12 protein-coding genes are annotated in these 14,216 nt (G+C 47.6%); 4 read left to right on the top strand and 8 right to left on the bottom strand.

Translation table 11 applies throughout. The annotated features are described in order from the left end of the window. Positions 1-67: 67 nt before the first annotated feature. Both ACJJIZ_RS00380 and ACJJIZ_RS00375 read right to left on the bottom strand, forming a co-directional pair. Positions 68-805 carry a pteridine reductase gene (locus ACJJIZ_RS00380; protein ID WP_444914867.1) on the bottom strand — a complete coding sequence of 246 codons (738 nt, stop codon included), beginning with the start codon at positions 803-805 and terminating at the stop codon, positions 68-70. Next, positions 789-2,009 carry a multifunctional CCA addition/repair protein gene (locus ACJJIZ_RS00375; RefSeq protein WP_444914866.1) on the bottom strand — a complete coding sequence of 407 codons (1,221 nt, stop codon included), beginning with the start codon at positions 2,007-2,009 and terminating at the stop codon, positions 789-791. Before ACJJIZ_RS00375 ends, ACJJIZ_RS00380 begins: the two co-directional genes overlap by 17 nt. A gap of 532 nt (positions 2,010-2,541) precedes the next feature. Here ACJJIZ_RS00375 and ACJJIZ_RS00370 point away from each other — a divergent pair. Next, a complete protein-coding gene (locus tag ACJJIZ_RS00370) occupies positions 2,542-3,114 on the top strand; it encodes a helix-turn-helix domain-containing protein (protein WP_413664235.1) in 573 nt (190 codons plus the stop codon). A gap of 76 nt (positions 3,115-3,190) precedes the next feature. Here the strand turns inward: ACJJIZ_RS00370 and ACJJIZ_RS00365 are convergent, their stop codons facing one another. From ACJJIZ_RS00365 to ACJJIZ_RS00355, 3 genes are all read right to left on the bottom strand, one after another. Beyond that, positions 3,191-4,780, bottom strand: coding sequence for a SpoVR family protein (locus ACJJIZ_RS00365; protein ID WP_444912041.1), 1,590 nt, complete (start codon positions 4,778-4,780; stop codon positions 3,191-3,193). Then, complete coding sequence (locus ACJJIZ_RS00360) at positions 4,780-6,057, bottom strand: YeaH/YhbH family protein (RefSeq protein ID WP_413664237.1); 1,278 nt, start codon at positions 6,055-6,057, stop codon at positions 4,780-4,782. Before ACJJIZ_RS00360 ends, ACJJIZ_RS00365 begins: the two co-directional genes overlap by 1 nt. Before the next feature lie 238 nt (positions 6,058-6,295). Then, positions 6,296-8,218: a PrkA family serine protein kinase gene (locus ACJJIZ_RS00355; RefSeq protein ID WP_413664238.1), complete on the bottom strand. Its 1,923-nt coding sequence runs from the start codon at positions 8,216-8,218 to the stop codon at positions 6,296-6,298. Between the two features lie 339 nt (positions 8,219-8,557). On the opposite strand from ACJJIZ_RS00355, the gene galE reads away from it, so the two are divergent. The 3 genes from galE to ACJJIZ_RS00340 all read left to right on the top strand — a co-directional run bounded on the left by galE (position 8,558) and on the right by ACJJIZ_RS00340 (position 11,261). After that, entirely contained in the window at positions 8,558-9,586 is a 1,029-nt protein-coding gene (gene galE / locus ACJJIZ_RS00350; RefSeq protein WP_444914865.1) for a UDP-glucose 4-epimerase GalE, read from the top strand. 350 nt (positions 9,587-9,936) lie between these two features. Further along, positions 9,937-10,698 (top strand): hypothetical protein, encoded by a 762-nt coding sequence (locus ACJJIZ_RS00345; RefSeq protein ID WP_444914864.1) that lies wholly within the window; start codon positions 9,937-9,939, stop codon positions 10,696-10,698. After that, positions 10,695-11,261 (top strand): hypothetical protein, encoded by a 567-nt coding sequence (locus ACJJIZ_RS00340; RefSeq protein WP_444914863.1) that lies wholly within the window; start codon positions 10,695-10,697, stop codon positions 11,259-11,261. The genes ACJJIZ_RS00345 and ACJJIZ_RS00340 overlap by 4 nt, the downstream gene beginning before the upstream one ends. A 114-nt stretch (positions 11,262-11,375) precedes the next feature. Here the strand turns inward: ACJJIZ_RS00340 and ACJJIZ_RS00335 are convergent, their stop codons facing one another. The 3 genes from ACJJIZ_RS00335 to pdxA form a co-directional block, all read right to left on the bottom strand. After that, positions 11,376-12,188: a symmetrical bis(5'-nucleosyl)-tetraphosphatase gene (locus ACJJIZ_RS00335; RefSeq protein WP_444914862.1), complete on the bottom strand. Its 813-nt coding sequence runs from the start codon at positions 12,186-12,188 to the stop codon at positions 11,376-11,378. A gap of 27 nt (positions 12,189-12,215) precedes the next feature. Next, a complete protein-coding gene (gene rsmA / locus ACJJIZ_RS00330) occupies positions 12,216-13,016 on the bottom strand; it encodes a 16S rRNA (adenine(1518)-N(6)/adenine(1519)-N(6))-dimethyltransferase RsmA (protein ID WP_444914861.1) in 801 nt (266 codons plus the stop codon). A gap of 149 nt (positions 13,017-13,165) precedes the next feature. After that, positions 13,166-14,149: a 4-hydroxythreonine-4-phosphate dehydrogenase PdxA gene (gene pdxA / locus ACJJIZ_RS00325; protein ID WP_444914860.1), complete on the bottom strand. Its 984-nt coding sequence runs from the start codon at positions 14,147-14,149 to the stop codon at positions 13,166-13,168. Between the last annotated feature and the right edge of the window lie 67 nt (positions 14,150-14,216).

The following is a 14,216-nucleotide window of genomic DNA, read 5'->3' as shown; positions in this document are numbered from 1 at the left end:
AGGAAGTTACAAAGCATTCTGACAGAGTGCCGGTGAAATTGAAGTGAAGCCCCGTTGTTGGACTGTTTTAGATATTGAGGTTGCGGCCGCCGTCAACAGCAATAACCTGGCCGTTGATATAGGGGGCGTCACAGACCAGGAAGCGCACAGTTTTGGCGATATCGCTGGGGTCACCGGTTCGGGCCAAAGGAATACGATGGGTGATTTGTGCTTTCTTGGCTTCGTTAGTTGCCTCTTGCTCCGGCCAAAGAATGGCACCGGGGGCGACTGCATTGACCCGGACCTGGGGAGACAGCTCCAGAGCGAGGCTTTTTGACAGCATTACCAGCCCAGCCTTGGCGGCGCAGTAAATAGTGTGCTCGGGCATCGGGCGCTCGGCGTGAATATCCGCCATATTAACAACGCAACCCTGTTGTTGGCTGAGTGTTTCTTTCAGGGCCTGAGTGAGAAAGAAGGGGGCTTTGAGGTTACTGCCTACCAGCCGATCCCAGTCCTCCTCGGTCGCCTTCCCCACAGGCGTGGGGTGAAATGCTGAGGCATTGTTGATCAAAACATCAATACCGCCCCAGGCCTCTTGTGCACGTTGGGCCAGATTGGAACAGGCTTCGGCGCTATTCAACTCACTGTGCAACGCTATGGCAGAGTTGGGACGACGTTGGTTCAGCTCGTTTGCCAGTGCCTTGGCAGCATCAGCCGAGTTGCGATAGTGAATAACAACTCTGTGATCTCTATGTAGTTCTTCAGCAATAGCACGACCCAGGCGTGCAGCGGCACCGGTAATTAGCACATTACGCAATGTAGTCATCCTTTACTTTGGCGATTGCCTTGATGCGCTCCCGGTCCAGTGCTTGCCCGAGTTTCGCACCCTGGTAGCCCTGTTTAATCAACTCCTCAGCAGTTACTGCCGCTGCCCCATCTCGAGCGGCGCGCAAAAAGTCCACCTGTGGATAATCTCGATTCTCCAGTCCCTCACGACCTCGGGCATCAGCCTCACAGGCGCGAAGAAAGTTTTCAAATCGCTCGGGACGTCGCAAGGCATCCAGACTGCGGATCATCTTCATAATGGTCTGTGGGCGCAATTCGAAGGCTCTGTGGCAATGCAGGTGATATTCGCAGACCCCGACAGCTAGTGCTGTCAGGTCTTTTGGGGTACGCCAGCGCTCACAGACGGCCTTTACAAGAGGTACGCCTGCGGCCTCGTGGCCGTGGTGGCTGGGGAGAATCTCCTCGGGAGTCAGTCCTTTGCCCAGGTCGTGTAGCAGTACTGCAAAACGCAAGGGGAGCTCTGCCGGTGCGGCGCGCAGGGCTAGTAGTACGTGTTCTCCAGTGTCCACTTCGGGATGGTGTTTGGGCGGCTGAGGAACACCAAACAAATTCTCTAACTCTGGTAAAAGTACTGATAGGGCGCCGCAGTCTCGCAGTACCCGAATAAAAATATCGGGGTCTGGCTCGGTAAGTGCCCGGCTTACCTCTTTCCAGACCCTCTCGGCCACCAGATATTCCACTTCACCTGCTTCTACCATGTGGCGCATGAGTATCATGGTCTCAGGAGCAACGCTAAAGCCGAGGTGATGGTAGCGGGCGGCAAAGCGGGCCACTCGCAGTACTCTTAGGGGGTCTTCTGCAAAAGCAGGGGAAACATGGCGCAAAAGCCGAGCTCCAAGATCTTCCTGCCCACCGTAGGGGTCAATTAGATTGCCGTTGGTGTCTTCTGCAATGGCATTAATAGTGAGATCTCGCCTCAGAAGATCCTCTTCCAGGGTGATATTGGCATCGGCATTAACGGTAAATCCGCCATAGCCGTGTCCGCTCTTTCTTTCGGTGCGAGCGAGCGCGTATTCTTCACCGGTCTCAGGGTGTAGGAATACTGGAAAATCTTTGCCGACTGGGCTGTATCCGAGGTCCTGCATTCTATCTGCATCTGCCCCAACCACTACCCAGTCACGCTCGGTGACTGGGCGATTCAAAAGGCTGTCGCGCACTGCGCCGCCAACAAGGTAGATCTTCAAAGCATTTGCTCCAGAGCTGGAGGGACCAGTGATCTGATAGGTGATTGTACTGCCATAAGTCCATTTGTTCCGGCGTTGTTCCAGGTTTGTCTGCTGGACGGAGGATGAGCGGTAGGAGTGTAAGAAGCTTCGGCAAGATAAAAAAAAGGCCCCGAAAAAACAAGGGGGCCCAGGGTCTTAGGGTATTCGCTTAGCAAACATTTTTTTGCCAACTGTGGGGGCTCTGACTTAACGGCCACACCACTGGAAAGGATCCCGTGACAAGTCCCAAGTCACGAATCTAGTGTCATTCTAAGAAACCTGTCTTACCTGTCAACTATATCTATTAGTATTTTTTGAGGGGGTTGTTCCGCTGTTCGTTAATAAATTACATGGACCGAATTTCGGGCTGGGTTTGCAGCATTAAACAGCATAATTTATAGGGGCGGTTCAGCTGGGCAGGATAATTTCACGTGTAACTCTGTGGGGCAGAGGATACTTTCGGGAAGTTGACTGTTCTTCTTTTTAATCGCAGTTGTTGGGGAGAATAAAGATGAGCGAATTACATGTGCTAACCACCGGGGAAGCAGCCAGGTACTGCGGTGTTAACTTCCGAACGGTGATTCGCTGGATTGAGCGTGGCCAGCTCAAGGCATACAAACTTCCAGGGCGTGGTGACCACCGTATCTGTGTTGAGGATTTCGTGGGCTTCCTGCGGGACAACTCAATGCCAGTTCCGAACGACCTGGCAGTTCCCAGTCGAAAAGTGCTTTTGTTAACGACTGATCCTGAGCTGACTTCAGGTGGACGCCAGGCGCTTCAGCAGATGGGGTGTGAAGTAGAAGTAGCTAGTGATAGTTTTTCCGCCGGTATCTTGATGGCGAGTGCCAAGCCGGCGTTGTTAGTGGTTGACACTGGGTTGCTTGGGGAGAGTGGGTTTCAGGTGCTGGACTACCTCAGATCCCGCAGTGAATATTCAAATTTGAGCATTCTGGTTGTGCCTTCTGATGACGATGGCGAGAAAGCCCGTTGGCTGGATGCTGGAGCTGATGCTCTTTTAACTCACCGTTCTGAGCACGGTGAACTTTCTGCAAAGGCCAAGCTTTTGTTGGAAGCTGATGCCTAAGTAGCGCGATTCGCTAGTGGGTATTATTTCCCCATTCTGTGCGGGGCTGGTATTTCAACAGTTCCCGCGCTGAAACCTAAATGGGTTTTGGTATTAACATAGACTCTTCTTCACCCTCCGGTCGGTCCCGACCTTGCTCCGGGCAGTGACAACTGGCCGTTATTTGATCCCCGTTCAAACTATTCAGGTGAACATCGAAGCCCCATAGCCGGTGAAGATGCCTTAATACCTCTGCTGTATCTTTACCAAGAGGGCGACGGCGGTGCTGTGTGTGGTGCAGGGTCAGTGAACGGTCACCACGGGTATCTACTGAATATACCTGGATGTTCGGTTCCCGATTGCCCAGGTTGTACTGTCCCGCAAGGTTCTCTCTTAACTGGCGATAACCGCTCTCATCGTGAATTGCGCTGACAATGATATCGTTCTCTTTATCGTTGTCGCTGATACAAAACAGTTTCATGTCTCGCATAACCTTGGGAGACAGGAATTGTAAAATAAAACTTTCATCTTTGAAGTCGCGCATGGCGAATTGAAGGGTTTCACGCCAATTACTTCCAGCAATGTCTGGGAACCAGCGGCGATCCTCTTCAGTGGGGCTTTCACAGATACGCCGTAAGTCAGTAAAAATACTGAAGCCTAGGGTATAGGGATTGATACCGCTGTAGTGAGGGCTGTCAAAAGAGGGTTGGTAGATAACATTGGTGTGGCTTTGTAGAAACTCCATCATAAAGCCTTCAGTCACCCGCCCGCGCTTGTACAGCTCGGTTAAGAGAGTGTAGTGCCAGAAGGTAGCCCAGCCCTCATTCATTACTTGGGTTTGCCGCTGTGGATAAAAATATTGGGCCAGCTTACGTACAATACGCACCAGCTCCCGTTGCCAGTTTTCCAGTAGAGGGGCATTTTTCTCCACAAAGTACAGGATATTTTCCTGAGGCTCTTCGGGGAAACGTTTCTCCTTTGTCTCCTCTATACCGTCACCGAGTTTTGGGATGGTCCTCCATAAATCATTGAGCTGTCTCTGGCGGTACTCTTCTCGCTCTTGCTGTTGGCGTTCTTCTTCAATAGCCGAGATTGGGTAAGGGCGTTTATAGCGATCTACACCGTAGTTCATTAGGGCATGACAGGAGTCGAGAATGGCCTCGACTTCATCAAGCCCGTAGCGCTCTTCACAGCGGGAAATATAATTTTTGGCAAAGATCAGATAGTCAATAATACTGCTGGCATCTGTCCAGGAGCGAAACAGGTAATTCCCTTTAAAGAAAGAATTGTGCCCATAGGAGGCGTGAGCAATCACCAAAGCCTGCATTGTCATGGTATTTTCTTCCATGAGGTAAGCGATGCAGGGATTAGAATTAATGACTATTTCATAAGCCAGCCCCATCAATCCGCGCTGGTAATTATTTTCCACGCTGATAAATTGCTTGCCAAAAGACCAGTGGTGATAACCCACTGGCATTCCTACCGAGGAGTAGGCATCCATCATCTGCTCTGAGCAGATAACCTCAATCTGATTTGGGTAAGTATCTAACCCAAACTCTTCTGCCAGTGCGCCGATGGCGCGATCATATTCCTGAATTAATTCAAAAGTCCATTCTGAGCTTGTTGATATGGGCTGACGCGACTCAGATTCAGATGCTTCAGCGCCACTGGCAAATTTGTCGAGCATCAGGCAGTCACCTTTTGGCGGAACAGTTGTCGGAACACCGGATAAATATCCTGTACATCGACAATCTGCTCCATAGCAAAGTGATCGGGGAATAAAGTGCGGACACTTTCATACTCTTCCCACAGGGCCTGGTGATCTCTGGGAGTAATTTCCACATAAGAGTAATACTGCACATGGGGCATAATATCGTCGATAAGGATTCGGTGGCAGGTACTGGAGTCGTCGTTCCAGTTATCACCATCTGAGGCCTGGGCTCCATAGATATTCCATTCGCTGGCGGGGTAGCGATCTCTTATAATACGTCGCATTAATTTGAGCGCGCTTGAGACAATGGTGCCGCCAGTTTCCCGTGAATAGAAAAACTCCTCTTCATCAACTTCTTTAGCGCTAGTGTGGTGTCGAATAAAAACGACTTCTGTATATTCATAACTGCGCTGTAGGAACAAATATAAAAGTAAGAAGAAGCGTTTGGCCATATCCTTTGTGGCTTGGTTCATCGAGCCGGATACATCCATCAGGCAAAACATCACCGCCCTAGATCGAGGTTTTGGTTGTCGAATCAGCAGGTTATATTTCAGGTCGAAATCATCGAGGAAAGGGACTCGATTGATACGGCTGCGAAGTTCGGCGATTTGGTTTTTAAGAGCCTCAATTTTGCGCTGGTCTCGCAGAGCAGTATCTTTGTTTTCTTCCTGGGATAGGTCTTCCTCTAAATTGCGCAGGTTTCTTCGCTTATTACTGGTCAAGGCGATGCGTCTTGCATGGGCAGCCCTGAGTGAGCGGATCACATTGAGACGACCTGGAGTTCCTTCATTACTAATTCCGGCACGTACTATTTGAAAAGACTCGTTGCCGGCCAGGCGTTGCTTGATCATATTGGGCAGCTGGAGCCCCTCAAACATAAAGTCCAGAAACTCTTCTTGTGATATCTGGAAGACAAATTCATCAACCCCTTCCCCGCTATCGCTGGCACCACCACCATTTCCATCACCGCCTCGCTGACCTTGACGAGGGATACGATCACCAGCAGTAAATTGCTTGTTTCCGGGTAAAACTCGCTCTACGTGCCCACCGCTACCGTGAGAAAATAAGGGTTCGCTGATATCCCGAGTAGGGATACTGATTTGCTCTCCCTTATCCATGTCCATAATAGAGCGGCTATTCATGGCGTCGCCGACAGCTTTCTTAATGTGAGCCTTATAGCGCCTTAAGAATCGCTGCCGATTAACGGTACTCTTTTTCTTTCCATTCAAGCGGCGGTCGATGATATAGCTCATATTTCTGCCTTTGTTCTGAATAAAGCTCACAGGCATCCATCGCCATAAATCTATTCAGAATATTTCCTGCTGAATCCACCAAACACAATTATTGGTATCTTCACTATAGCGAGCCACTGAGAGTTCCGATGAGATGCTGTGAAATCATTCAAGTGCTCACTAAAAGTTAATGATCTAATCAGTATCCGGGTTTGGCTTCCTCGTGTTTTTCCTGTGACCTTAATGGAGGAAAATCTTACTATTGAGATTTTCTCACGCGTAGATACCATTCGGATAACAGTCTAACCTGCTTCTCGGTATAGCCCCGTTCAACCATACGCGCAACGAAGTCTGCATGCTTGCGTTTATCATCTGCTGACGCCTTGGTATTAAAGGATATAACTGGCAGAAGATCTTCCGTATTGGAGAACATTTTTTTCTCGATAACGGCACGTAGTTTCTCGTAAGATCTCCAGTCGGGGTTTTTTCCTTGATTGTTAGCCCTGGCGCGGAGAACAAAATTGACTATTTCATTGCGGAAATCTTTTGGATTGGAAATTCCTGCAGGTTTTTCTGTCTTTTCAAGCTCTTCATTAAGGGCGCCGCGATCCAGTATTTCACCGGTTTCGGGATCGCGATATTCCTGGTCCTGTATCCAAAAATCAGCGTAAGTGACATAGCGATCAAACAAGTTTTGGCCGTATTCAGCGTAGGATTCCAGGTAAGCTGTTTGGATTTCCTTACCGATAAATTCTACGTATCTTGGAGCTAAATATTCCTTGATAAACCCGAGGTAAGTCTCTTGCACTTCTGGTGGAAATTGCTCCTGCTCTATTTGTTGTTCCAGAACATAGAGTAGGTGGACTGGATTTGCCGCCACCTCAGTAGCATCGAAATTAAAAACTTTTGAGAGGATCTTAAAGGAGAAACGGGTGGATAGTCCGTTCATGCCTTCGTCTACCCCTGCATTATCCCTGTACTCCTGAATGGTTTTTGCTTTGGGGTCGGTATCCTTTAGGTTTTCACCATCATAGATACGCATCTTTGAATAAAGGCTGGAGTTCTCAGGGTTTTTAACTCTCGATAATACAGAGAATTGCGCCAACATCCGCAGGGTGTCTGGTGCACAGGGCGCTTTTGACAAGGAGCTATTTTCTAGCAGTTTCTGATAGATTCGTATTTCTTCCTGCACTCTTACACAGTAGGGCACCTTGACGATATAAATACGATCCAGGAAAGCCTCATTGTTGCGATTATTGCGGAAGGATTGCCATTCTGATTCATTGGAATGAGCGAGGATTGTACCGTTGAACGGAATTGACCCCAATCCCTCTGTACTGTTGTAATTTCCTTCTTGTGTTGCAGTTAGTAGGGGGTGAAGCACCTTGATAGGCGCTTTGAACATCTCGACAAACTCCATCAGTCCCTGGTTGGCCCTACATAAACTACCAGAAAAACTATAGGCATCAGGGTCATTCTGGGGGAAATCCTCAAGCTTACGAATGTCGATCTTGCCAACTAGTGATGAAATATCCTGGTTATTTTCATCACCGGGCTCTGTTTTTGAGATGGCAACTTGATCGAGAATAGATGGACGAATTTTTACGACACGGAATTTACTGATGTCCCCTTTAAATTCATGCAATCGCTTAACAGACCAGGGAGACATAATAGTGTTGACGTATCGACGTGCAATGCCGTAGTCCTCTTCAAGGATGCGGCCATCCTCAGTAGGAGAGAAAAGGCTCAAGGGAGATTCAAATACTGGCGATCCCTTAATTGCATAGATGGGCACCTGCTCCATCAAGGCTTTTAGCCGCTCTGCAAGGGATGACTTTCCGCCGCCAACAGGACCTAGCAAGTACAGGATTTGCTTCTTCTCTTCCAGACCCTGTGCGGCATGTCGGAAGAAAGAGACAATTTGCTCTATGGCTTCCTCCATACCATAGAATTCACTGAAGGCCTTGTATCGCTTAATAACCTTATTACAGAAAATACGTGACAGGCGCGGGTCCCGTGAGGTGTCTACCAGTTCGGCCTCGCCGATGGCCATCAGCATCCTCTCGGCTGGTGACGCATAGGCACTGCGGTCTGTCTTACACAGCTCCAGGTATTCCTGAATACTGAGTTCCTCGTCTTGGATAGATTCGTATCTTTCCAAGTAGTGATTGAAAATTGTCATGGTGTCTACCTCCCTGTAGCCTACTGGATTTAGCTCAGTTTCCTGCTTTGGTTAGGATGTCGTACGCCCTTGGCTTCTCTTGCCCAAATGTGACGAGCGATGTATGAGCTGTAAAGTCCAGATCGTGTTTGGGATACGCTTGGCGTGAAGCACTATCGTTATTGCCGTTGTGAACCTTGTTCTTTGCTGGAGTAAGTGTTGAATGCTCTCCAGCTTTTCCAGCATAGCTTTCCCTTTGAATGAGACAGTGGAATGTCACTTATATAGGTTGAATTGGGCGGCTGTTTTACGCTTTACTACAGCCCATATTGGGTATTAGAGAAATATTGAGGAACATAAATGGCGATTTTGGTGACTGGAGGTGCCGGATATATTGGCAGTCATACCTGTATCGAGTTGCTTGCTGCCGGCTTTGAGCCTGTAGTTGTGGATAACCTATCGAACAGCAGTGAGGAAGCCCTACGGAGGGTCGAGTTAATTGCTGGCAAAAATATCCCTTTTCACCATCTGGATATTAGTGATAAGGAAGGTTTACGCAAAGTATTCTCTGATCATAAGATTGACGCCGTAATTCACTTCGCGGGGTTGAAAGCAGTTGGTGAATCTGTTGCGCAGCCTCTGCGCTATTACCAGAATAATGTAGCTGGGACCTTAACTTTATGTGAGGTGATGGAGGAGTTTGGAGTTCACCGCCTGATCTTCAGTTCGTCGGCAACGGTCTATGGTGATCCTGAAACAGTACCAATTAAAGAAGATTTTCCTACTGGCGCAACCAACCCCTATGGCTCAAGTAAGTTGATTGTGGAAAACATGTTGCGAGATCTTTGTGCTGCGCCGAACAGCCAGTGGAAAGTGAGCTTGTTGCGTTATTTCAATCCGATTGGGGCCCATGAAAGTGGGACTATTGGTGAAGATCCCAGTGGTATCCCCAATAACTTACTACCCTATGTTTCCCAAGTGGCAGTAGGTAGATTGGAGCAGCTACAGGTTTTTGGTGGTGATTATGATACCGTCGATGGTACTGGGGTTCGAGATTATATACATGTAGTTGATCTGGCTCGCGGACACTTGGCGGCGCTAAACTTAATATGTAAAGAAGAAATTTCTGAGGGTTGTTATACCCATAATCTGGGAACGGGACAGGGCAGTTCTGTTTTACAAGTCGTTCGTGCTTTCGAGAGTGTCAGCGGGAAGGAAATTCCCTATAACATTGCTCCGCGGAGACCCGGAGATATTGCAGAGTGTTACGCAGATCCAGAGCTGGCTGAAACAGAGCTGGGGTGGAAAGCTGAGTATGATTTAGTACGTATGGTGAAAGATACCTGGCGTTGGCAGTATAAAAATCCTAAAGGGTACAGTGCAGATTAGGCAAAATTAAGTTAAGGAAATTTGATCCTATTTTTTGCCTCACAGAGGGTTAGGTTTTTCTATCAACCTGATAATGCTCATTGCTTGCGCAGCTCCATGCGGATATTGCAGGCAATGAGTTTCTTTCATGTTCTAAATAAAATTATATCAACAGTACCTGCGTTAAGGGGCCATTATACTACCGATAGATACAATCCTGTTGATTGACTTGAACGTTTCTGATTAGCGAAGAATAAGAATTATTTGTCTGTCTGGTTGTATGTATAACGCTCTATTGATAGTTATCAATATATGGAAGCATTTATTACTTCAATTTTTGTTTATTTTTCTCAATCTAAAAGGAGTTAAGATTGAAATATATTCAGTTTTTACTGTTAGTTTTAACTGGTTTTTCAGCTTTAGCTGAAGATATATCTGGGGTGGATATCGCGATTGAGAAGCAGGGCGATAAGCTCTGGAAGCTTACCTATCAAATGGATAGGCCGGCAAGCCGGATTAGCTTTGTACGTAACCCGGATGCCTCTCGTATAAAACGCTGGAAGCCTGTGTCACCAGAATTTGAATTAGTTTCTATGGATGGTGAAGAGTTTCTGGTTAGAAAAGATAGAAGTTCATTCGAACACATTGAAATTTATTTGACGCCTAGCTATATATCTCTTCCCAAAGACTATGCACCTTTCTCCCCCTATTCAGATGGTGGAAGCCTGATATACACAGGCCGCTTTTTTGCTTGTATTGACAACTGTGATGATAAAGTAAAAGCCTGGCGAATAACTATGCAAGTTCCCCCAGGTGAGCATATGATCATTAACGGGAAGATAAATGTTGGGACCGACAGCTGGATTGATCGTGATAATGGAATGAATGTCTATGTTGGAACTCAAGAACCTATAAATACAGCTAGTGTTGTAGCTGTTATTGATAACGGTTTGCCAGAAAAATTGAGATTGTCTTTAGAATCAGATATTCCCAGGTTAATGAGTTATTTTGAGCAAAGGCTTGGGGCACTAAGTGGAACAAAGCCTGCTTTGTATGCATCATATGCGAATGTCGATGATAACTCTTGGCAGGGGGGGGCTTGCCACATCAGGTTTTTATGCATTGGAATATGAATGAACTTGATGGGAAATTTTCCGACCCTAACTTTATTAATGAAACCATTTGGTTTTTTGCTCATGAGGTCGCACATTTATACCAGCAGGGTAGTGAAACAGGATTGTATGGTGATGCAAATGAATCGTGGTTACATGAAGGGAATGCGGATTGGTTGGCCGCGCTGGCTTTATTAGATTTGTATCCCGAGTCATCAAAATATGTCTCTAATAAAATTAAGGCTTTTAAGGAAAGTTGCACAAAAGGTGTAAAAGAGATTCCTTTGGTTGAGGCTGCTAACAGGGGCAGGTTTGATCTGTATTATAGCTGTGGTCTGCTCATACATCGAGCAATTGACCTGTTTCTGCAAGGTGAAAATACTGATCCGTCAAATATTTTTTCAATGTGGAGCAGTTTTCGTCAAGAGGTCGAGGGCGGCGGAGAAAAAGGCGTTGATACTTTCTTGGTGCTTCTCAGCCAGAGGGAAGGAGCAGCGGAACTTGTTAACTCTATTGAGCTTTTACTTGATGGGAAACCGTCGAGTGTAGGAGTTGCTTTGGATCAATTAACTTATGGCTTATAAGGTTATTCAAGCTAGGTAAACTGACAGTTACACTCCCAGGTGATAACTGTCAGTTTATTTTTTTAGATTCGGTCGGTTTAAATTCTTCTTTTAGGCTTCAGGGCGAAGTGATTTTTATAAGCTGCAGTCTGTACAAAAAAATTCTTCATCACTTAATCGCATTGCAGTCAGGTACCCTCCCCAAACGCAACCTGTGTCTAGAGCATAGATATTCTCAGTATCTGCGCGGCCTTCCAGGGCAGCCCAATGCCCAAAAATAACCTTGTCATTTCTGGTTTTTCGATTGGGAAAGCTAAACCATGGCTGGTATTCACCGTGAGAGGCCTGGACCCCCTTTTTATTGATTAGATCCAGAGTGCCATCAGCCTTACAAAATCGCATTCTTGTGAAGTAATTGGTAATGGACCGCAGGCGTTCGATGCCGATCAAATGATCATCCCAACAGTGTGGCTCATTACCGTACATGCCATAAAAAAATGCCTTTGCCATAGCTTCGTCGGCGAGGGCCTTATGCACTTCAGTGGCGAGCTTTTGCGCTTTAGTAACGCTCCAAATGGGAGGGATACCCGCATGCACCATGGTGTACCCCTTCTTATGTACTAGAAGGGGTAGGCTTTGTAGCCACTCCAGTAACTTATCAGAATCTTTTGCTTTTAAAACCTTGGCAAGGTCGTGCTCTTTTTCAGACAGAGATTTAGCGCCATGGGCGATCGCCAGTAAATGGAGATCATGGTTGCCCAACACTGCTGTAACCTGCTGGCGGTGCTCATAGAGATAGCGAAGGGTGCTCAGGCTATCCTCACCCCGGTGAACCAAGTCTCCGGCAAGCCAGAGTTTGTCACGGTCAGCACTAAAATTGATTTTCTTGAGAAGGCTTTGAAAAGCTGCAAAGCATCCTTGAATATCTCCGATGGCGTAAGTTGCCAAGATTTCCCCCAAAAATATGAAAAATAATTATTGTTGTTGCAAGTTTGTACAGTAGTCGGCTAGCTTAACAAAGTCCTCGACGCTTAAGGTTTCTGGTCGGCGGCCGGCATCAATGGGTAGCAGCTCGGGGTCGAGATCCGGGAATAGGGGTTTTAAAGCATTGCGCAGGGTCTTACGGCGCTGCTGGAAGGCTATATTGACGATTCTTTCCAATAATCCTTCATCTTTTGCGGTAAATGGCAGAGTGCTGTAGGGAACCAATCTCACGATGGCAGAATCCACCTTAGGGGCGGGCCGGAAAGACTGCGGGGGTACAGGGAATAGGCCCTGTACGCGACAGTAATATTGAACCATCACGCTAAGTCGCCCATAAGATTTAGTCGAAGGCGTTGCGCTGAGCCGATCTACCACCTCTTTCTGCAGCATAAAATGCATATCCTGGACTTGCCCGCGAAAACTGAGCAGATGGAACAGTAACGGTGTGGATATGTTATATGGAAGGTTACCGACAATGCGTAGCTGCTTATCTCCAGCAAAAGTGCCAAAGTCAAATTTCAGTGCGTCCTTTTCAATGATGCTAAATTCCGGGTATTCCCTGAATTTAAATTCCAGCATTGGAATCAGGTCGCGATCCAGTTCGACAGCGGTTAGAGATGGGCACCGTTTTAGTAGTAATTCTGTAATTGCCCCTTGGCCCGGGCCAATTTCTACTAGTGTATCTGATTCTTTAGGGCCTACCGCACGAACAATGCGCTCGATAATATTTTCATCGACGAGAAAGTTTTGTCCAAAGCGTTTGCGGGCTTTGTGTTGAAAGAAGTTATCCATTGATATATCTGTAACCTGGATGATTAATTTTGCGGTTAAGCCTTGGGGTGCTAGTGAGCATTTCAGTTGGATACCCTTTAGGGCCTTTCACCGCGCTCACGTGGTGAGGGCATGGTTTACACTTTCTCCAAGCAAGTTTTAGGCACGGGTTAGGAACTGCGCAATTTAGCTATCGCCACAGCCTGAGACAGTGCGGCTTTGAGGCTGCCGCAGTCTGCAATGCCTGTGCCCGCGATATTGAGAGCTGTGCCGTGGTCTACTGAAGTGCGGATAAAGGGTAGCCCCAAAGTGATATTGACGGCGTGGCCAAAACCCTTGAATTTTAACACTGGAAGCCCCTGATCGTGATACATAGCTAAAACGGCGTCACATTCCGACAAATGCGGCGGGGTAAAAAGAGTGTCTGCGGGAAGTGGACCTTTCAGTGATATACCTTGGTGGCGCAAGTGTTCGAGTGTGGGTTCAATTATTTCTATTTCCTCATGGCCTAAGTGTCCCCCCTCTCCAGCATGGGGGTTGAGGCCGCAAACGCTAATACGAGGATTGGAGATGCAGAAATGTTCCCGCAAACTGGCGTCGAGGATGGTAATAATCTGCTCTAGAAGCGGGGGGGTGATAGCAGCGCTCACCTCTTTGAGGGGCAGGTGAGTTGTCACTAGAGCAACTCGAAGGTCCTCTGCTGCTAGCATCATAACGACACGCTCAACATCGGCTTTTTCAGCAAAGAACTCTGTATGGCCGCTAAATGGAGTACCGGCATCATTGATAATGCCTTTGTGTACGGGCCCTGTAACCACGGCATCAAACTGGCCGGCCAGGCACCCCTCTGCCGCAACTGTAAGAGTTTCCAATACATAGGGTGCATTGACTGCATTCAGTAGGCCTGGTTTAGCAGGCTCGGCTATGGGGACCGGTAGTATGTAGAGAGCACCGGCAGGTGTCCCCTCTGTGCCTGCTGTGGACAGAGGAAGGAGCTGAAGAGGCAACCCCAATGCCGCAGCGGTCTCTGTCAGTAGCTGGGGATCAGCAATTGCGACAATCTGTGCTGGAGAACTCTCTTGTGCAATCTTCACAGCGAGCTCAGGGCCAATACCTGCAGGTTCTCCGGGGGTGAAGGCAATTTTAGGAGCCATTGCTATATAACTTTCCTGTAGCTACAAAAAAAAACCGGGCACAGGGCCCGGTCTTTCCCGCTGAAAA

The sequence above is a fragment of the Microbulbifer maximicatervae (SeqCode) genome (assembly GCF_052467225.1).
Note: the sequence above shows the minus strand (reverse complement) of the source record. Positions and strands in the feature narration are given on the sequence as shown.